Genomic DNA, 18,789 nt, shown 5'->3' with positions numbered 1-18,789 from the left:
TTAGACCCCATCTTTTTTATTTGCTTACTTTTTTTAAATAGGAGGTGAGCTTATCCTTTGTTACATTAATTTCAAAAATATTACATTTTTTCATTTTCTAACTATTATAATAATGGTAAAGTAGTTTTATAGATTTAGAGAGGAAGTACATATATGAACATGCTGAATCAAATGACTGCAGTGAAAAATGCGATTGCAGCCGTTCTAGCAGGTAAAGACGAACTTGTTGAACTTACGATGATCGCGATTGTAAATAAAGGACATCTATTACTAGAGGACGTGCCTGGAACTGGAAAAACAGTTCTTGCAAAAAGTCTTGCTCGTTTGATTGGAGGCGATTTCAAACGAATTCAGTTTACTCCTGACATTCTTCCAACTGACATCACTGGTATTCAATTCTTTCATCCTAAACACCAAGAATTTGAGATGAGACCTGGACCAGTTATGACCAATATTTTATTAGCTGATGAAATTAATCGTGCAACACCCCGCGCTCAATCGAGTCTATTGGAAGTTATGGAAGAGCGGCAAGTAACGATTGATGGTGAAACAATAAAACTTCCAACTCCTTTTTTAGTTATGGCTACTCAAAACCCAATTGAATCTCACGGAACATTTCCATTGCCTGAAGCACAGCTTGATCGTTTTTTTATGAAGCTTCCGTCTGGATATCCTAATTACGATCAAGAAAAACAAATGCTTCACATGTACCGATCAAAGAATCCGCAAGACACAATTGAGCCTATTTTTTCACTTGAAGATATTCTATTGATGCAGCAAGAGGTACAGCACATTCATGTGAGTGATGAGGTTGAGAATTACTTGCTATCTATCGTTCAAGCTACACGGAATCATGAGTTTATTGAGAATGGTGTCTCTCCTCGTGGCACTCTTGCTTTTATGAGAGCGGCTCAAGGTGCGGCATATGTACAAGGAAGAACGTTTGTTACACCTGATGACATCCAGTATGTTGCTCCATATGTTCTGTCTCACCGCTTAGTTCTTACGATGGAAGGAACGATGAGAAAAACAAAAGAGAATGTGCTGCGTGACATTTTAGAATCAATTGAGGTGCCTGTAGAATCCGAGGCAGGAAGATAACATGGAGTGGAGTAATCAAGTATGGATTAAACCTGTTTTCAAGGTGCTCGTTCTCTTTAGTCCCCTGCTCTTCATCATTGGGTTTTATCGCAATATTTCATTTCTCTTTCTGCTCGGTTTATTTATACTGTTCTTTTACGGTGCCACATTGCTGCAGTTTAATTTTGCAGCTAAAGATCTGCATGTGGATCGAGTTAGGCAAATCTATCGGCTTTTTCCTGGAGACTCGGATGCCTTTTCTGTAAAGCTTCTGCATAAAGGATTCTGGCCGTCTTTTAGAGGAGAAATCTTTCTTACACATAAAAATATGATCTCTTCAGAAGAAACGGAGGATTCCGCTTCCGCCAAAGGCAGAATAGAAGTAAAACGGCCATTTGCTATTTATCGAAAAACAGCATATACACAAACGATACCTTTTGTGGCTCAAAAACGCGGGACGACAAGAATCTCGAATGTGACGCTGCATATCCATGACCCGTTGCAAACGAGCGGACAATCATTGACCTATCAAGCTTTGTTCCCAGCGGAGATTATCGTGTATCCTAAGCCGCTCCCTGTCCATAGAATCGAGCAGCTTTTTTATCAAGGAACTGGGGAAGCATCTCGTCCTTTTGCTTTGTTTGAAAATGCAGCACTTCCAGCAGGCAACAGGGATTATGCCTATGGGGACTCTTTTCATAAGCTGCATTGGAAAGCTACTGCCAGAACAGGAACACTTCAAACAAAAGTTTTTGAAAAAACAGTAGTCTATCACTGGACGTTCGTGTATATGATACAGCCTGACCATAAGGATACGAGAACAGCGGAAGAAATTGAAAATGAAATCAGTTATTTGGCGTTCATGTGTCAGTTTGCCGCTGAAAAAGGAATACCTTTTGAAGTCTACATCAATTTCAAAGTTCCCGGTCCTCTCGGCATGTATCATGTCCCTACTGACAGCGGACCACAGCATCTCAGTAAAGTATTAGAAGGTCTTGCTCGCATCGATCGGTCAAATATAACCGTTAAGCCTCAATATATGTGGACAAAAATAAATGGAAACTTCGCAGGCAAAGTTCCGTTTGTGATCCTTTTAGGCCATATTCCAAATGATACAGATACTGTTTTCATAACAAAGAAATGGATACAAGCTGGGGGAAGATTATTCTATATCAGCCATAGTGATTCTGAAGCATTTCTGATGCCATATCGGGCACAGGAGGTCGTGACATGTTAAACAGTCAGCGGCTCATTCTGTATGGGATGAACATGATCTTTGATAGCATGCTCTTATTTTTGCTGTATGTCCTTCTTTTGCAGGGAGGCTCTTGGCAAGATCTCTTGTTTTATATAACAGCTTTGATTCTCATAATTGCACTAAGCGGCTCCCTTTTCACGTATAAGCCGTCTCTTTTAAAAGGAACACTAGTCCTTACACTCATATTGTCCATTTTTTTATTTTGGCTATTAACCTCTTCACTACTATTTTCAGCTATTTTATCATCCATCTTCATATGGAGAAGCACAGAAAATTGGCAGGATCCCTTAAAGGCTGATCTAGAACTCCTTTTAGCTGTATCTGTAGTCCTTTCTCTTTTGCTGTCTTTCTTTTTCAAAGACGGATACACCGTCATGTATGGTGCTGTTTGGCTGCAATTCTTATTTATGCTCTTCATAAAGATGACGGTTCATTATTTTAAAAATCCATCTGCAGATAAACTTTGGAAAGATTTCTCGATTCCCATTAGCGTTACTGGTTTAAGTGCAGTGATTTTTATCTTTTTAGGACCGCTTAAACAATTCATTTATTGGCTTGTTGATGGCGTATTATTCGTATTGTACTACGTTTTGGCCATGCCACTATGGAAACTGTTTAGCTTTCTTGCGGTTCCCATTCAATACTTAATCAAATTATTTGAGAAGGATGAACAAGTAAACAGCGATACAGGCAAGGTTGAGGAAGAGATCTTATTGCCTGAACAGCTTGAATCTCCCGATTTTTCGATTCTGTGGTGGTCGATAGTTATCCTGTTCATTATGATCGCCGGATTTTATATTTGGAGGAAAAAAGCACTCCTACTCGGGAGAAAAAATCCATTATTAAGCGATAATTTAGCCGGCTTAAGTCACGCTGACTTGATGGGCAACTATTCTTCTAAAAAAAGATGGCTTCATTCTAATGACAGGACAAGAAAGCGATTTTTACGCTTTGAAAAAACAATGGATAAACGCGGTTTTTCACGACTGCCAGGTGAATCGCCTGCTCTTTGGTTTGAACGGCTTAAACTGTCTGGAGACGAAGCGGAATCTGTTTTAAAGGCTTATGAAAAAGTGCGATATGGTGAAGAAATCATTACAAATGAAGAATTCAACCATTATGCTGCTGTCATTAAAAAACTTGAAAAGTCAGAGCACCTTCAGAAAAAGAAGTCTAATTAAAGGCTTCTTTTTCAATTCAGTTTACTGTTCATCACAACCTACATCATATACTATAGTTATAGAAGTAATCGGAATTAGAGCGTTAAGGAGGCTATTATGACTAAAAAGATTTATGTGATACATGAAAATAGTGAATGGACGACTCCATTGTTTCAGCGTTTTGAAGAATTTGGTCTTCCTTATGAAGACTGGCACATGGCAAAGGGGCACATTGATCTAACAAAAGCTCCGCCAGAAGGCATATTCTATAATCGTATGAGTGCGTCTTCTCACACAAGAGGCCATCGATATGCACCTGAATATACATCAGCTGTATTAGCCTGGCTAGAAAGCTACGGACGTAAAGTGTTCAATAACTCTAGAGCTCTTCAGCTTGAGATCAGCAAAGTCGTTCAATATACCGCATTAAAAGCTTTTGATATTCCTGTTCCCCGTACAATTGCAGCTTACGGTAAAGAGGAGTTATTAAAAGCTGCAAAAAGCTTTGACGGTCCATTTATCACAAAGCATAACCGGGCTGGTAAAGGGCTCGGTGTTCAGTTATTTCAAACACAAGCCGCTCTTGAAACGTATGTGAATTCTTCAGCTTTTGACGAATCCATTGACGGTATCACCCTTTTACAAGACTATATTGAAGCACCTGAATCATACATTGTCCGCTGTGAATTCATTGGCGGAAAGTTTTTATACGCAGTCCGTGTAGATACATCAGAAGGGTTTGAACTTTGTCCAGCTGATGCATGCCAAATCGGTGACCAGTTCTGCCCGATTACTGAGCAGCCTGAGAAACCAGAGCCGAAGTTCAAGATCTTAAAGGATTTTACACTTCCCCTTCAAGACAATTACGAAGCATTTTTAAAAGCAAATAACATCACGTTTGCTGGTATTGAAATTATTACTGATAAAAATGCGCAGGTTTACGCGTATGATGTGAATACAAATACGAATTACAACCGAGAGGCGGAAGAAACGGCAGGCATTTACGGAATGAAGGCAATAGCTGAGTTCTTAGGGAGTGAGCTGTAAACCTGTGGGGTGAGGAACTTTGCTTGTTGTAAAAGGCTGGTTCCGTAAAACTTTGTTGTTGTTGGAAGTAGTTAATTTCCGTTCCAGATGCTCGCTTTCCGCGGGGCAGGCGGTGAGCCACATTGACACGTTTCACTTTTAAGTGTCTCACCTACCCGCCTCTCCTAGCCGAGAGTCTTGCATCTTACACTCAAATCAACTGTCACAGAAGATAGTAAAAATGAAATTTGAAAGCAACAATCATTTAGAAAAGAGACTTTTAAAAAGGTTTCTGCTTGGGAATTCTTATTATTCTCTTCATTGCAAGTTGGTTGTAGCGGAAGGTTGCCGACTCCTACGGGACGAGCGGGCAGGTGGAGACTCCTAATGGCGCAAAGCGGCAGGAGGCTCACCGTACGCCCCGTGGAAAGCGAGCAACCTGGAGCGGAAACCAACAACTTCAATCATCAATGTATAGCAAAAACAGCTTATGTATGATCAACAACAACAGGTGTCTGGTTTAAGCTCTCCCATAAGTAATAGGTAATATAGGTCCGCCATGGTTTCCAATTCTCTGCAAGTTTCCTTACTTCTTCCTCTGACGGCTGCTCTGTTAGCTGCCAGACTTGCCGAACGGCATTTCTTAATCCGATATCTGCAGCAGGGAGTATATCTGTTCGTCCCATACCGAATATCAGCAAACATTCAATCGTCCACTTGCCAATACCCCTAATAGGCAGCAAGGTGTTCATGACTTGTTCATCCGTCATCGTCCATAGACTTTCCAAGTCGAGCTTGCCGTCTGTGATGAGTCTTGCAAGGTCAATGATGTACTCCGCTTTTCGCTGGCTGAATTGCAGTTCACGTAGATTTTCATATGCAAGCTTTGAAACAGCGTCTGGTGTTGGAAAAACCTGAAACATCTCTCCTTCTATCTCTACTTCTTCCCCAGCTGCTTCAATTAGCCTTTCGGTCAGTGTTCCAGCAAACGTTAAATTGACTTGTTGACCAATAATGATCTTCACGATTGATTCAAAAAGGTCAGTATCCGTTAGAAGTTTTAAGCCTTCAAAACGATTTAGTACATTTGCTAATTCTTTATCCACAGCAAAATGCTGATACAAAGGCGAAATGTCAATTTCGGTTGAGAAAAGCTGCTGAATCTTATCTTTTGCTTCTCGTTCGTTTACTTCACCGCTTAAAGGTTTTACCAGGCATTCTAAAAGGGGTTGGTTTACAGTTCCGCACGAAACTACTTTAATGTAACAAGATACACCGTCAATCCGAATGACCTTTTCGTACTTCGTATGTTGTTGATTAAGTTTTAAGACATGCGTTTTACCTGTAACCGTCAATCGCTGCATCATTTTTTGAAAATCAAATGGCGGTTTAGGTGCAAGTGTAAACTTCATCCTTTATTCTCCCCTTCATATGTCCGATCGGTGTCTGATTTAGTTTTATCTTCTTCTCTTTTTACATATGGATTATCTTCTAATTGATCTACGGTATGTTTATAAGAATAACCTTTCGTAATCGCTGCCGCGAAAATAATAACAACAAAAATGATAATAACAAGGGTAATTAATATAGAAATGGTTAACGTGCTCATATTTACTCCTTTATTAAAATACTGACTTCAATCTGTATGATAGCACATTTTCCCATATAAAAAGCAGTCATGCCTGTAATGTGGCACAACTGCTTTAAAGAAGTTTTAATTTTTTTCTTCGTACTTTTCATGCATGACGATGCGATCGATATCAAAGCGATCAGTCGGTTTTGCTGGACCGTCTGCATATCCGAGCGTAATCATCATGACTGGTATAAATCGTTCTGGAATGCCTAGAGCAGGTATGATTGCTGCATGGTCAAATCCAGTCATCGGACAAGAGTCAATACCTGCTGCTTTAGCTGCGAGCATCAGCTGCATCGCCCCAAGAGAAGCGTTCTTTAGTGCTTCTCTTTCCCCGATCGCACGCCCTTGTGAATAAGCCGAGTTGATGTTTTTTAATAAAATGTTTCGCGCTTCTTCTGGAGCTTTTTCGAAAACTTCGGCAGCCACCTTGTCTGCTTCCGTATCTCCTAAAACAATAACAACTGCTGAGGCATCAAGTACGTGCTTTTGATTATAGGCAATTGGAAAGAGCTTTTCTTTTTGTTCTTGTGACGTCACTACAATAAAGCGCCAGTGCTGAAGGTTCCAGGCAGATGGTGCTTTTCCCGCCATCTCTAGAATCTTATGAAGTGTCTCATTCGGTATCTCTCTATCTTTTTGATACAGTCTGACAGAAGATCGTTCTTCCATCACCTTAAATGTCTCGTTCATTCTCTCCACTCCTTGCTCCGAATTACTTGGCATACTTAACTTCGCAATAAAGAGGTGCCTGTAGTAACCGACACCTCTTTACTATTCCACTAATTATAGTGGGTTATCAGTTGTAGTCAAAGATTACGCATTGCGCTTAACTGCTGATAATTCCTTTGCCAACTCTGAAGCTTTTTCTCTTGCATCCGCTAAAATTTCTTCTGCACGATCTGGAGCTGCAGCCATTCCTTCCGTGTACACATGGTGATAATCCGTAATACCGATAAACGCCATTACCCCTTGAAGGTATCCGTTCGTAAATTCAAAAGCTTGTGCAGGACCTTCGGAATATACGCCTCCACGAGATTGAATGTGAACAGCTGTTTTACCGCCTAATAATCCGGCTGGTCCATTTTCTGTATACTTAAACGTTTTCCCTGCCATTACAACATTATCGATGTATGCCTTTAGCATTGGAGGATAACTCAAGTTCCACATTGGTGTGTTAAATACGTACATATCTGCAGATAAGAACTGATCTAGAATTTCACCCATACGGCTAGTTTTTTCAACTTGTGACGGTGAAAGCTCTTGGCCTGCTGCTAATTTACCCCATGCATCAAGAACATCTGCATCGATAAACGGAATGTTTTCTTCATAAAGGTTAACCGTTTCAATTTCAATGTTTTGATCCTGATTTGATAGCTCATTTAAGAAATGACGTCCTAAGCGAAGACCGAACGATTGGTCCAATGGTTTTGGATTTGAATTAATATAAAGTACTTTCATGTGATTCTCTCCCTTGAATGTTTTGTTGTTTTTAGTGATTAACTTCTCTTTAGTAAGTTGATTCCTTTACATCATAAAACCTTAACTTACTTTTGTCAAGCATTGAACTTTTTATTATTATCATGATTTTATTTAGTATTTTTTACCAATAAAAAAACGCTTTCCAGCAAAGCTAGAAAGCGTAAAGGGGAGCAAATTTAGTGTTCCGTTAAAAGGAACTCGTACCTTTGTAAAAGTTATATTCTTCAAGGCCGTCAAAACATTTCAAACGGTCCCCGATGGTTAAACCAAAATCAATATAAGCATGACTTTTAGCTGTTAACAGATTTTTGTCTTCCACGATTTGTTTGGACTGATATGTCCCATTTAACCAGCTGTTAGTCTTAGTAAGTTCTTCCTCATGCAACGAAACCGTGTAGGACCTGCCGTTTAATATTCCTGATCTTCCTAAAATAACAGCACCGTTTCCAATCGCTGCGATTCGAATATTTTCTCTGTTAAACACTTGCAAGAGATGCAACAGCCTTGGATTCCCTTGGGTAAATGCTTGTTTTCCCCCTGGGATGAGCAACATCTCATAATCCATGGGACTTATATTCTTTACTTTAATCGTGGGCTGCATCAGCAAACCACATTCACTCGTAACAGTTCCTGGTAAAAGCGAGAAAGGCAGCACTTCATATTTTTTACCGATAATAGATAAAGTCGTCATGATTTCAACTTCTCTAAATTGTGGATACAAATAGACAAGTACTTTCTTCTTCAATGGTTTTCACCCATTCCTGTTACTTTTCTACCCGTCTTGCTGGGAAGAGGGTGTATCACTATTGTAGCAGGATGCATTCAAGCTTTGTATTGGGAAAATCGAAGGAGAACATGTGCTTTCTTTTTAGTAAAATCCGTGCAATTTTCCCAACTTATTAGATAGAAACAATCGGGCATTTACTTGTTTTGTGTTTAAGTTCCCTTGATTCTAGTCAGAATTGAACACTTTCAATTAATTATAATCACAATCATTGAATTAAAATCACAATATGCTCACTAGTAAATATGTCGCATAAATCATAATCGATTGCACGCCAAATTGATTATGCCCTTCAAAGCGAATTCATCTCCACGAACGAGTATAATCACAAAAAAAAACGGCCCAAAAATCTTTAGGCCAAAAAGTTTAACATTACCTATTCTATTTATGTCCTCTTCCTTTTGTCAGGTGGCAGGGAACCCCTTTTCCTAACGCTCCTGGCTTAGACATTCGTTCGATATATTCCAATCCCCTCGCACATTGAGTTTTACAGACGATGCATGTTTCACTCGTGACCATCTTTTGTGTGTGCTGATACTTGTTTACGTTGCTATCATATTTATTTTTAATATTTTTCTTTGCATTTTTCTTAGCCATCTCCGAACCCTCCCCCTAAATCCTAAACACAGTGTATGTAGGAAGGAGGGCTTTTGACATACCATACCATTAAAAAAACTACCCGATATACAGGTAGTCTTCATCATATTCTACTTGAAAATCAATCGACTCTGTTTCAGCCATCGAAAAAATATAATCGCTGTCTGATTTGTCGTACGATAATAAAAAATCCTGTAGTGGCATGTTGTATTTGTTCCAAACGACTTCCATCAGCCATTTTTGACTGATTATAAAAAACTCACCATTGAAACGATTTACTTTAATGGTATTGCCTACATACATCCATAACACTCCCTTTCAAAGAGGTAGGTTAATTATGCATTAGGTCTTACGGTTGTACCTACATTATATTCCTTTTGTCAGAAAAGTCAAAAATTATAACGGATAGAATTTCTTATTGTCACAAATAGTGGTAAACGAATTACACCTATTACAGGGAAGACTAAAAATATAATATAGCGTACTAAAATATTCATAAAATAATTCTCTTTTCTTATGACGTTGAAACCATATTATGGTAATATCAATAAGATGTATTAAAACGTGTAAAACCTTATAAATCGGGAATAAGGTAATAAATTGATGATATAAACAAAGGAGTAGTTCGTATTGCGAATCATAAAAGAAAATATTCTAGCATTATGTCTCCTCCTCTCTATCCCTTTGCTGAATATCATCTATCAGGTGTTGAATCATGGGGAGCGTGGAGCGAGACAACTCATTACGGCAGTAGATCATCAAATCCCATTTGTTGAAATTTTTATTGTTCCATATGTTCTTTGGTACGCTTTTATCTTTTTAATGTTTGTCTACTTTTGTATTTATGACAGAGCCATTTATTACAGAACCCTATTGAGTTTTTGTGTAGGGATGCTAGCATGTTATATCGTTTACTTCTTCTTTCAAACCACTGTACCACGCCCAGAGTTAGCTTCAGAAGGAATGCTGACACAAATTGTACAATACGTATACGGTGCTGATCAGCCTTTTAACTGTTTTCCGAGTATTCATGTGTTGAGCAGTTATCTTATGATATTAGGCATCCGTCATAGTAAAATGTGGACCATTAAAAAAGATATTTTTGTTTCAACCATTGCCTATAGCATCATTTTATCCACTCTTTTTGTAAAACAACATGTAGTGCTGGACGTAGTAGCCGGAATTTTATTAGGAAGTCTTCTTTTTAAGTTGTTCTATTATCTTGAAGCCGAAACGGTGTTTACCTTTTTTAAACGAATGTTTAAAACCAAACTTCAAAGCTCAGAAAAAAGCTAATTTACTAAAGAACTGCTGTCAAAAGCAGTTTTTTTGTGCGCAGCTTTATTATAGATAACCGTTTTCGTGTCGAACTGTTTTCACCTTCCATGGCATAACTTTGTTAACTTGAAAATAAAGATAAAATGGGAAGGAGTGATAATGATGAGCAACGAAAATGAAAATCTGCAAGAACAGCTGCGAGCAGAAAGTATGCATCAGTTGTGCAAGCAGCATATGTATTATCATGTCACGATTAAAACCCGTGATGGGCAAGAAGTTGAAGGAATCATTACTGATTTAGATAAAAAAAATGTGTATATCATGGTTCCGCAAAACATGATGCCAGCAGAAGAATCTGAACAAGAAAGTCCACAAATGAGCCAGCAAGGACAACAGACACAGCAAGGACAGCAAGGACAACAAAGTCAGCAAGGCGGGCAGCGAAATCAGCGTCAATATTATGGCCGTCCCCGTCCCTATTACCGCCGCTTTTATCGTCAGATCTATCCGCTTGCAGCACTTGCTGCATTATCTCTGTATCCCTATTATCCGCCATATCCTTATCCGTACTATCCTTACTATCCTTACTACCCGCCTTATCCTTACCCGTATCCTTATTAAAACCAACCGCCTGAAACGTCAGGTGGTTTTTTTTATGATTTCAAATGATTAAAAAAGGGAAGTGTACTTAAGTCATAAAAATTTTAGGAGGTATATCATGGCTAACATTTTGGTAGTATATTATAGCTCTTATGGCCACATTTATGAGATGGCACTTGCAGCCGCTGAAGGCGTAAAGCAAGTAGATGGCACTGAGGTAAAGGTTGTTAAAGTTCCAGAATTTGAAGTTACGAAAAAGTATATGTCGCAACAAGATGCTTATGTTAAAGCACAAGAGGCTCAAGGAGATATTCCTGAAGTAACCCTTGATGACTTAAAATGGGCAGACGGAATCGTATGGGGCATTCCAACTCGATATGGCATGATGCCTGCTCAAATTAAACAATTGCTTGATTCGGCTGGTGGCCTTTGGGCAAATGGTGATCTAGAAGGAAAAGCCACTGCTGTCATTACAAGTTCTAACACGATTCATGGCGGTCAAGAATCTACGGCTATCACTTCATTCGTACCTCTTATGCACTTTGGAATGATTTATGTTGGTCTGCCATATGGTGAGAATCCGGAACAGATGACATCGGATGGGATTGGCGGTTCTCCTTATGCGGCTTCAACGGTTGCAGGGGCAGACGGAAGTCAACAGCCTCAAGATGTCGAGAAAACGATGGCGTCTCGTCTTGGTGGACGAGTAGCCAAAGTAGCGAAAGCATTGAAAGGCAATCTATAAAAAATAAAAAATAACGTACAAAAAGGATCACTGGTTCTCTCTTAGAGAAAATTGTAATTCACAAGCCTTTTAGCTGTATTAGATATGTAATTGACATGAAAAAGACCAGACTTTTGTCTGGTCTTTTTCATATGTCCTTTAAGCACCCAATTACAGAAAATTGATGCAGCATCATTTTTTACGGTACGTGTTCTTTTATTTATTACACTTTCGCGCAAACGAATGGGGTTTTCGCTCAGTCGGAGCTCCGTTTCGCTCACCAGCTTGCCATTTCCGCTCACAACACAGCTGTTTTCGCTCAATCGTTAGCTTTCACCTTACTTCGGGACTACATTATGGATTAAAACACGTTATCTAGTCATTTCAGCGGTCTTTGGAACCAGAAAGCCCTTATTTTCTCCTGATTCTCTAAATGAAAGCTTGTTTTATCTTGTTTTCTCTCTCAAAAAAGAGAACCTATTATAAAAAGGCTCAAATACCTCGTAAATACGAGTGGATTTGAGCCTTTCTTTAAGATGCATCAAAGCAACAATCATGTTATTTTGTGACTTTTTCAGTTATCTCTACTTGAAGAAGCCTTATTCATCTTATGCTTTAACATCATACCCTTGCTCTTCAATTGCTTCACGCATTTCTGCATCCGTCACTTTCGTGCTATCCACTTCGACATCCACGTTTCCTGTTTCTAAGTGAACAACCACATTTTTTACGCCATCCAGTTCATTAAGTGCGTTCGTTACGGCAGCTTTACAATGTCCGCATGTCATACCTTCTACTTTTAATGTTTTCTTTTCCATTGTTTCTTCCTCCTAGTTTTCGTTTAGTTTTAATCGTTTTAACCGCAATGCATTAGTGACAACTGACACAGAGCTGAAGGCCATTGCAGCACCCGCAACCCACGGTTCCAGCAAGCCGAATGCAGCAATCGGAATCCCTGCTGAATTATAAAATAGAGCCCAGAACAAGTTTTGCCTGATGTTTCGCATTGTCTTTCGGCTTAATTCGATTGCTTTTGGGATATGATTCAAATCTCCTCCAACAAGTGTTACGTCTGCTGCCTCAATCGCCACATCTGTGCCGGTTCCAATTGCCATTCCAATATCAGCAGTTGCAAGAGCAGGAGCATCATTGATCCCATCACCGACCATCGCAACGATTTTCCCTTTTTCCTGTAGCTCATTCACTTTACGTGCTTTTTCATCAGGAAGCACTTCTGCAAATACCCCAGAGATCCCAACCTGTTTGGCAATCGCATGTGCAGTTCGTTCATTGTCACCCGTGATCATATACACATCGATTCCCATTTCAGTTAAGCGGTTAATCGCCTTTTTGGATGAGTCCTTAACGGTGTCAGCAACAGCGATGATTGAAACGAGTTCACCATCTACCGCCCCGAGCATTGCGGTTTTGCCTTCAAGCTCATACTTTTCAAGCAACGCTTCATGCTCTGAATATGCAATAGATTTTTCTTTCATCAGTTTTCTCGTTCCAACGAGAACCGCTTTTCCGTTCACTAGAGCTTCAATTCCATGACCTGGGATGGCATTGAAGGAATCGGAATCAGTAAGAGAAATCCCATTACTTTTTCCGTACTCTACAATCGCTTCAGCCAAAGGATGCTCTGAACTTTTTTCTGCTGAGATCACTTCAGATAGAAACCCTTCCTTTACCTCTACTAAATCGGTTACTTCCGGTTTCCCATTCGTTACCGTTCCGGTTTTATCTAAAAGAATAGCATTGATTCTGTGTGCGCCCTCCAGGTATTCGCCTCCTTTAAAGAGAATACCTTGTTCCGCTCCTTTACCTGTCCCCACCATAATAGAGGTTGGTGTTGCTAAACCTAGTGCACAGGGACATGCAATTACTAAGATCGCGATCGAAACTTCAAGTGCTTGTGGCAAGTTGCCGGGATCCACAAAGAAATACCATGCGATAAAAGCGGCAACCGCTATTCCTACAACAATTGGAACGAATATGCCAGAGATGTAATCAGCCATTCGCTGAATAGGCGCTTTCGACCCTTGTGCTTCTTCAACGATCTTAATGATTCCAGCAAGTGCTGTTTCTTTACCAACTCTTTGAGCTTCCACCCTGAGTGTTCCATTTTTGTTAATCGTCGAACCGATAACAAAATCACCTACTGCTTTTTCAACTGGTAGGGATTCTCCTGTTATCATACTTTCATCAATCGAGGAATTCCCTGACAGCACCTTGCCATCTACAGGGATTTTTTCGCCTGGTTTTACGAGAAAGAGATCACCGACAACGACTTGATCTAGTGGGATCTTTACTTCTTCTCCATTACGAATAACAGTAGCTTCCTTCGCTTGAAGGTTAAGCAGCTTAGAAATGGCTTCAGTTGTTCTTCCTTTTGCGAGTGTCTCAAAATATTTCCCTACTAAAATCAATGTAATTAAAACCGCACTCGTTTCGAAATACAGCTCTGGCATGCTGTTCGGGTTTCCGATTGTTTTGAACGCTTCTACAACACTATAAAAAAACGCGGCTGATGTTCCCAATGCCACTAGCACATCCATGTTCGCACTCTTATTTCGAAGCGCTCGATAAGCTCCTACGTAAAACGGTCCCCCGATATAAAACTGAACGACTGAAGCGAGCACTAATTGAAACCAAGGGTTCATTAAAAGATGCGAAAGAGGAAGTCCAAAATCCCAAGGCATATGAGCGATCATCGTATATAATAGCGGCAGCGATAAGACGATCGAGAGAATCAGCTTTCTCTTTTTAGCCGAAATTTCTTCTTCCTTCTTCGTAATGCTTGATTCCCGATCTTGCTTAATAGAGCCTTTATAGCCCAGTTTCTCTATTTTTCTTAAAATATCTTCTACCGAAACCGTAGAAGGATTGTATTCGATCGTTCCAGTTTCTCCTGATAAATTGACGGTGGCATGAGAAACACCATCCATTCGGTTTAAACTTTTTTCAATTCGCGTTGAGCAAGCGGCACATGTCATACCAGAGATATCAAGCTCAACTTTCTCTTTTGCTACTCCATAGCCTAGCTTCTCTATTTTTTGTTCAATCTCTCCAATCGTTGTGATTTCAGGATCAAACGTTACAGAGGCTTTTTCCATGGCTAAGTTTACATTTGCGTCAACACCATCCATTTTGTTCAACACTTTCTCAATACGAACAGCACAGGCTGAACAAGTCATGCCTGTAATCCCAAGGTTTGTTTCTCTTTGGCTCATGGTTTTCACCTTCTTTTACGATTTGGAGAACTGCTTAATCACTCTCATCAATTCTTCAATAGAATCCTCACCATTTCCGGACTTGATCGCATCTGCTACACAATGCTGTGTGTGGCTTTCCATCAATTGAAAGCCCACTCGTTTTAGACCAGCGGTAACCGCAGAGATCTGCACGAGAACATCTATACAATATCGGTCCTCTTCTATCATCTTTTGAAGACCACGCACTTGGCCTTCTATCTTTTTTAAACGATTGTTTAAATCTTGTTTATCACTGTCACAGCGATGTGTTTTTTGTTCCATCGTTTATCACCCTTTCGAGATGGGATGCTTTACTAACAATGATGCTCTTGAAAGTAGTTGTTTTCCGCTCCAGGCTGCTCGCTTTCCGCGGGGCAGGCGGTGAGCCACATTCGTACGTTCCACTCTTAAGTGTCTCACCTGCCTACCTGTCCCGCAGGAGTCTCGCATCCTTACGCTTCAATCAACTTGCAAATGATGAGTAACACTACTTTAGAAAAGAGCTCCACAATTTATAAATAAAATATACTATACCCCCCTATAGTATGCAAACAGTTTGCTTATGTTCGATTCTTTTTCATAATGGTGTAGATAATCATCACAGCTGCTACCCCTAAGATGATCTTTCCTTCCGTGTTCCATTCTGCAATGTTATAGACCGAATAAGCTTCAAGCAGTAATGCAGGCACTTTACCGATCGAACTTGCTAAAATAAAAACTCCTGCTGAAACAGCGCCGATTGCACTGACAAATGTAACGATCCCTGATGGAACGAAAGGCAATAACCTTAGAGATATTATTAATAAAAATGCTTCTTTCCCTTTTGCTTCTAACAACCTTACCACCCGGGGGTACCCATTTAGCTTCTTTCTTGTAACGTGTTTAAACCCTTTTCTATACAAAGCGAACGAAATTGCAGCTCCTGCAGCCTCCCCTATAAAGGAAATGAGTGTACCCGTCCAAAAGCCAAAGAAAATAATGTTGGCAGCTGTTAAAAAAACAGATGGAACGACACCTAATATCGCGATGATAACATTAAGAACAATGGATATGAAAATTGCCCATTCACTGTATTCATGAAAAAAAGTTAATACCGCTTCCGACATGATGTACGTCCCTCCTCCAAAAGTTTCCCTATATCTCATCTATCGTACTAAAAAAACCATGCAGGTGCATGGCTTTGGTCTAACTTATTTTCGGTTATGAAGTAAAACGGTTAAGCTGATCAGTGTTACAAGGATCGTAGCACCCATGTCAGATAAGATGGCAATCCATAATGTTAACCATCCTGGAATGGTAAGTAGCAATGCCAATAATTTCAGTCCAAGTGATAATCCGATATTCCACTTGATGATTCTATTTACTTTTCTGGACACCTGAACTGCATCTGGCAGTTTGCCTAAATGATCTTGCATGAGTACGATATCTGCTGTTTCGATCGCACTATCCGTTCCTTTTCCCATTGCAATTCCTAAATCAGCGGTTGCGAGTGCTGGTGCATCATTGATTCCGTCACCAATCATGGCTACTTTCCCGCTCGCTTTTAGTGACTTTACCTTTTCTACCTTTTCTTCAGGCAGCAGTCCTCCAAAGAAAGCGGAAACCCCTGTTCGTTTTGCAACTTTTTCTGCAACTGCCGGATGATCTCCTGTTAACATCACAGTCTCTCTCACACCTTTTCGATGGAGATCTCGGACGATAGCTGGACTTTCAGTTCTGATCTCATCTGCTATGGCAAACACACCTAGTATTTCATTTTCACTTGCCACAAGAACGATTGTGTTTCCTTCTTCTTTTAATGAACTTATAACTTTTTTTACATTTTCGTCGGCTTGATCTTCACCGATCATTTTTTCGTTTCCAATTCGATATGTTTCCCCGTTCACAATGGCTGTAATACCTTGACCGGATACAGTTGTGATCTCATCTGCTTCTATTTCTTCAGTACCGATTTCACTGCACTTCGCAATAACCGCCTTTGCTAAAGGGTGGGAAGATGATTTTTCTATTGCATATGCTACTTTATAAAAATCAGGGTGGAACGCTACCTCTGCGACAACGTGCGGCTCCCCTAAAGTGAGAGTTCCTGTTTTATCAAACGCGATGATTTCAATTTTTCCAAGTTGTTCTAAATACGCTCCGCCTTTGATCAGAATCCCGTTTCGTGCATTTACCGTGATTCCAGATAAAATGGCAATAGGTGAAGAAAGGATGAGAGCACAAGGACATCCAACGATCAAAACGGCAAGGCCTTGGTATAACCACTCTGTCCACGAAGCATTTAATAAAAGCGGCGGCACTAGTATGACGAGTGCTGAGATCACCATGATAATGGGTGTGTAATAATTTGCAAAACGGTTGATAAACAGCTCTGTTGGTGTTTTTGATTCTTGTGCTTCTTGAACGAGAGCCAAAATCTTTGAAAGAGCTGATTGATTGTACGTTTTTGTGATTTTTACGTGAAGTACACCTTCATTATTAATACTTCCGCCAAAGACTGTTTCACCTTTCTCTTTTTCCACTGGCAGCGATTCACCCGTTATCGCTGCTTCATTCACTGAGCTTTTACCATAAACGACAATGCCGTCTGACGGAATCTTTTGACCGGTTTTCACAAGAACTACATCATCTACTTTTAGTTCTTCAATTGAAATGGTTTCTGTATTACCGTCTTGTAAAAGCAGAGCTTCTTTTGGAGCGACCTTTAATAAAGTCTCCATCGAACGGCGTGCCTTCTCCATTCCATAAGATTCAAGCAGTTCATTGATTCCAAACAGAATGGCAACAAGTGCAGCTTCTTTCCATTCTCCAATCGCAACCGCCCCGATCAGCGCGACTGTCATCAATGTGTTTATATCGAATTTGAACTTTGTGAGGTTGCGAAGGCCCTTCATAAACGTTGGATAACCTGAAGTGATTGTTGCTACCGCATATAACAGAATAGGTAAATATGCCGTTTTCATGACCCATTCAGCACCTAATGCTGCAATAAAAGATGCAACAGATACATATAACCCAATCATCAGCCAGTTTGGACCTGTTGGTTCTCCATCTGATTCAAAACGTACATTTTCTAAAGAAAGAATGGAACGAACAGCTTTCATATCCATTTTCTCATCCAGTACGATCTTACTGGAATTGAATTGAACTTTCGCTTCTTCACCGCCCGGAAGCTGCTGAATCTGCTCTTGTAATCTTAAGGCACAGTGGCCGCAAGATAGTCCTGTAATCTTATGCTCTTTCATATTTTTCCCCTCCTTCCTTTAATCGTGTCTTGCATGATGTATCGTTTGATGCAAGAGAGTCATTACGTGTTCATCATCTATTGAATAAAAGAGTGTTGTTCCTGCACGTCTAAATTTTACTAACCTTAAATTTTTCAAAAAACGCAATTGATGTGATACGGTGGATTGCATGAGAGCGAGCTCTTCAGCGATTACAGATACACTGCATTCCTTTTCCCCTAACAGATGCAAAATACGAATGCGCGTCGGATCTGAGAGTGCTTTAAACGTTTGAGATACCATAAATAGTGTTTCCTCATCAAGTTGTTCATATTTGTTAGTATGATCAGTCATCCCCGCCACCCCTTTACTTTCAGCTTTCAATCATTATATGAACATATGCTCATATATGTTACTTAGAGTGTAACGAATATTTGAAAAATGTGCAAAGCAAATTGCTGTTTAGGAAGGCTTTGTTGTTCTTGTAAGTGGTTGATTTCCGCTCCAGGTGGCTCGCTTTCCATGGGGCGACCGGTGAGCCCCTTGCCGCTTTGCGCCATTAAGGGTCTCACCTGACCGCTCGTCCCATAGGAGTCTCGCCACCTTCTGCTACAATCAACTTGTCATGAAAGAGAATAAAAAATGCCAATTAGTAACTGTCTTCTAGAAAGGCTCTTTTCGGGTAGAAT

21 protein-coding genes are annotated in these 18,789 nt (G+C 40.1%); 7 read left to right on the top strand and 14 right to left on the bottom strand.

The window, feature by feature from the left end:
- The first annotated feature begins 159 nt into the window (after positions 1–159).
- The 4 genes from AWM68_RS00455 (at position 160) to AWM68_RS00440 (ending at position 4,545) form a co-directional block, all read left to right on the top strand.
- Positions 160–1,101, top strand: coding sequence for an AAA family ATPase (locus AWM68_RS00455; RefSeq protein ID WP_066237338.1), 942 nt, complete (start codon positions 160–162; stop codon positions 1,099–1,101).
- Position 1,102: 1 nt separating this feature from the next.
- Complete coding sequence (locus AWM68_RS00450) at positions 1,103–2,317, top strand: DUF58 domain-containing protein (protein WP_066236034.1); 1,215 nt, start codon at positions 1,103–1,105, stop codon at positions 2,315–2,317.
- On the top strand, positions 2,311–3,519 hold the full coding sequence (locus tag AWM68_RS00445) for a DUF4129 domain-containing protein (protein ID WP_066236032.1): 1,209 nt from the start codon (positions 2,311–2,313) through the stop codon (positions 3,517–3,519). The genes AWM68_RS00450 and AWM68_RS00445 overlap by 7 nt, the downstream gene beginning before the upstream one ends.
- A gap of 96 nt (positions 3,520–3,615) precedes the next feature.
- Positions 3,616–4,545 carry an ATP-grasp domain-containing protein gene (locus AWM68_RS00440; protein ID WP_066236030.1) on the top strand — a complete coding sequence of 310 codons (930 nt, stop codon included), beginning with the start codon at positions 3,616–3,618 and terminating at the stop codon, positions 4,543–4,545.
- A gap of 467 nt (positions 4,546–5,012) precedes the next feature.
- On the opposite strand, the gene AWM68_RS00435 is transcribed toward AWM68_RS00440, so the two are convergent.
- From AWM68_RS00435 to AWM68_RS00405, 7 genes are all read right to left on the bottom strand, one after another.
- Positions 5,013–5,936 (bottom strand): DNA-3-methyladenine glycosylase family protein, encoded by a 924-nt coding sequence (locus AWM68_RS00435; RefSeq protein WP_066236028.1) that lies wholly within the window; start codon positions 5,934–5,936, stop codon positions 5,013–5,015.
- Entirely contained in the window at positions 5,933–6,133 is a 201-nt protein-coding gene (gene ytzI, locus AWM68_RS00430; RefSeq protein ID WP_066236026.1) for a YtzI protein, read from the bottom strand. Before ytzI ends, AWM68_RS00435 begins: the two co-directional genes overlap by 4 nt.
- Before the next feature lie 105 nt (positions 6,134–6,238).
- Positions 6,239–6,850 carry a nitroreductase family protein gene (locus tag AWM68_RS00425; protein WP_066236024.1) on the bottom strand — a complete coding sequence of 204 codons (612 nt, stop codon included), beginning with the start codon at positions 6,848–6,850 and terminating at the stop codon, positions 6,239–6,241.
- A gap of 123 nt (positions 6,851–6,973) precedes the next feature.
- A complete protein-coding gene (locus tag AWM68_RS00420; protein ID WP_066236022.1) occupies positions 6,974–7,618 on the bottom strand; it encodes an FMN-dependent NADH-azoreductase in 645 nt (214 codons plus the stop codon).
- A 208-nt stretch (positions 7,619–7,826) separates the two neighbouring features.
- Entirely contained in the window at positions 7,827–8,384 is a 558-nt protein-coding gene (locus tag AWM68_RS00415) for a DJ-1/PfpI family protein (protein ID WP_066236020.1), read from the bottom strand.
- Positions 8,385–8,804: 420 nt separating this feature from the next.
- On the bottom strand, positions 8,805–9,020 hold the full coding sequence (locus tag AWM68_RS00410; RefSeq protein ID WP_066236018.1) for a hypothetical protein: 216 nt from the start codon (positions 9,018–9,020) through the stop codon (positions 8,805–8,807).
- 78 nt (positions 9,021–9,098) lie between these two features.
- Entirely contained in the window at positions 9,099–9,323 is a 225-nt protein-coding gene (locus AWM68_RS00405; RefSeq protein ID WP_066236016.1) for a hypothetical protein, read from the bottom strand.
- Between the two features lie 327 nt (positions 9,324–9,650).
- Here AWM68_RS00405 and AWM68_RS00400 point away from each other — a divergent pair, with 327 nt between their 5' ends.
- From AWM68_RS00400 to wrbA, 3 genes are all read left to right on the top strand, one after another.
- The gene (locus AWM68_RS00400) at positions 9,651–10,316 is read left to right on the top strand and encodes a phosphatase PAP2 family protein (protein ID WP_066236015.1); all 666 of its coding nucleotides are present in this window, start codon (positions 9,651–9,653) and stop codon (positions 10,314–10,316) included.
- A 144-nt stretch (positions 10,317–10,460) separates the two neighbouring features.
- Complete coding sequence (locus AWM68_RS00395; protein WP_066236012.1) at positions 10,461–10,919, top strand: hypothetical protein; 459 nt, start codon at positions 10,461–10,463, stop codon at positions 10,917–10,919.
- A gap of 97 nt (positions 10,920–11,016) precedes the next feature.
- Positions 11,017–11,643, top strand: coding sequence for an NAD(P)H:quinone oxidoreductase (wrbA, locus tag AWM68_RS00390; protein ID WP_066236010.1), 627 nt, complete (start codon positions 11,017–11,019; stop codon positions 11,641–11,643).
- A gap of 587 nt (positions 11,644–12,230) precedes the next feature.
- Here wrbA and copZ read toward each other — a convergent pair.
- The 7 genes from copZ to AWM68_RS21190 all read right to left on the bottom strand — a co-directional run bounded on the left by copZ (position 12,231) and on the right by AWM68_RS21190 (position 18,660).
- Complete coding sequence (gene copZ, locus AWM68_RS00380) at positions 12,231–12,440, bottom strand: copper chaperone CopZ (protein ID WP_066236008.1); 210 nt, start codon at positions 12,438–12,440, stop codon at positions 12,231–12,233.
- A gap of 12 nt (positions 12,441–12,452) precedes the next feature.
- Entirely contained in the window at positions 12,453–14,855 is a 2,403-nt protein-coding gene (locus tag AWM68_RS00375) for a heavy metal translocating P-type ATPase (protein WP_066236006.1), read from the bottom strand.
- 15 nt (positions 14,856–14,870) lie between these two features.
- A complete protein-coding gene (locus tag AWM68_RS00370; protein ID WP_066236004.1) occupies positions 14,871–15,158 on the bottom strand; it encodes a metal-sensing transcriptional repressor in 288 nt (95 codons plus the stop codon).
- Positions 15,159–15,436: 278 nt separating this feature from the next.
- A complete protein-coding gene (locus AWM68_RS00365) occupies positions 15,437–15,982 on the bottom strand; it encodes a TVP38/TMEM64 family protein (RefSeq protein WP_066236003.1) in 546 nt (181 codons plus the stop codon).
- An 84-nt stretch (positions 15,983–16,066) separates the two neighbouring features.
- Positions 16,067–18,121: a heavy metal translocating P-type ATPase gene (locus tag AWM68_RS00360; protein ID WP_066236002.1), complete on the bottom strand. Its 2,055-nt coding sequence runs from the start codon at positions 18,119–18,121 to the stop codon at positions 16,067–16,069.
- Positions 18,122–18,139: 18 nt separating this feature from the next.
- Entirely contained in the window at positions 18,140–18,454 is a 315-nt protein-coding gene (locus AWM68_RS00355) for an ArsR/SmtB family transcription factor (protein ID WP_066236001.1), read from the bottom strand.
- Positions 18,455–18,516: 62 nt separating this feature from the next.
- Positions 18,517–18,660 carry a hypothetical protein gene (locus tag AWM68_RS21190; protein ID WP_156488265.1) on the bottom strand — a complete coding sequence of 48 codons (144 nt, stop codon included), beginning with the start codon at positions 18,658–18,660 and terminating at the stop codon, positions 18,517–18,519.
- Positions 18,661–18,789 lie beyond the last annotated feature (129 nt).

The organism is Fictibacillus phosphorivorans (assembly GCF_001619875.1).
Taxonomy (GTDB): domain Bacteria; phylum Bacillota; class Bacilli; order Bacillales; family Fictibacillaceae; genus Fictibacillus; species Fictibacillus phosphorivorans_B.
This window is presented reverse-complemented; position numbering and strand designations above follow the sequence as displayed.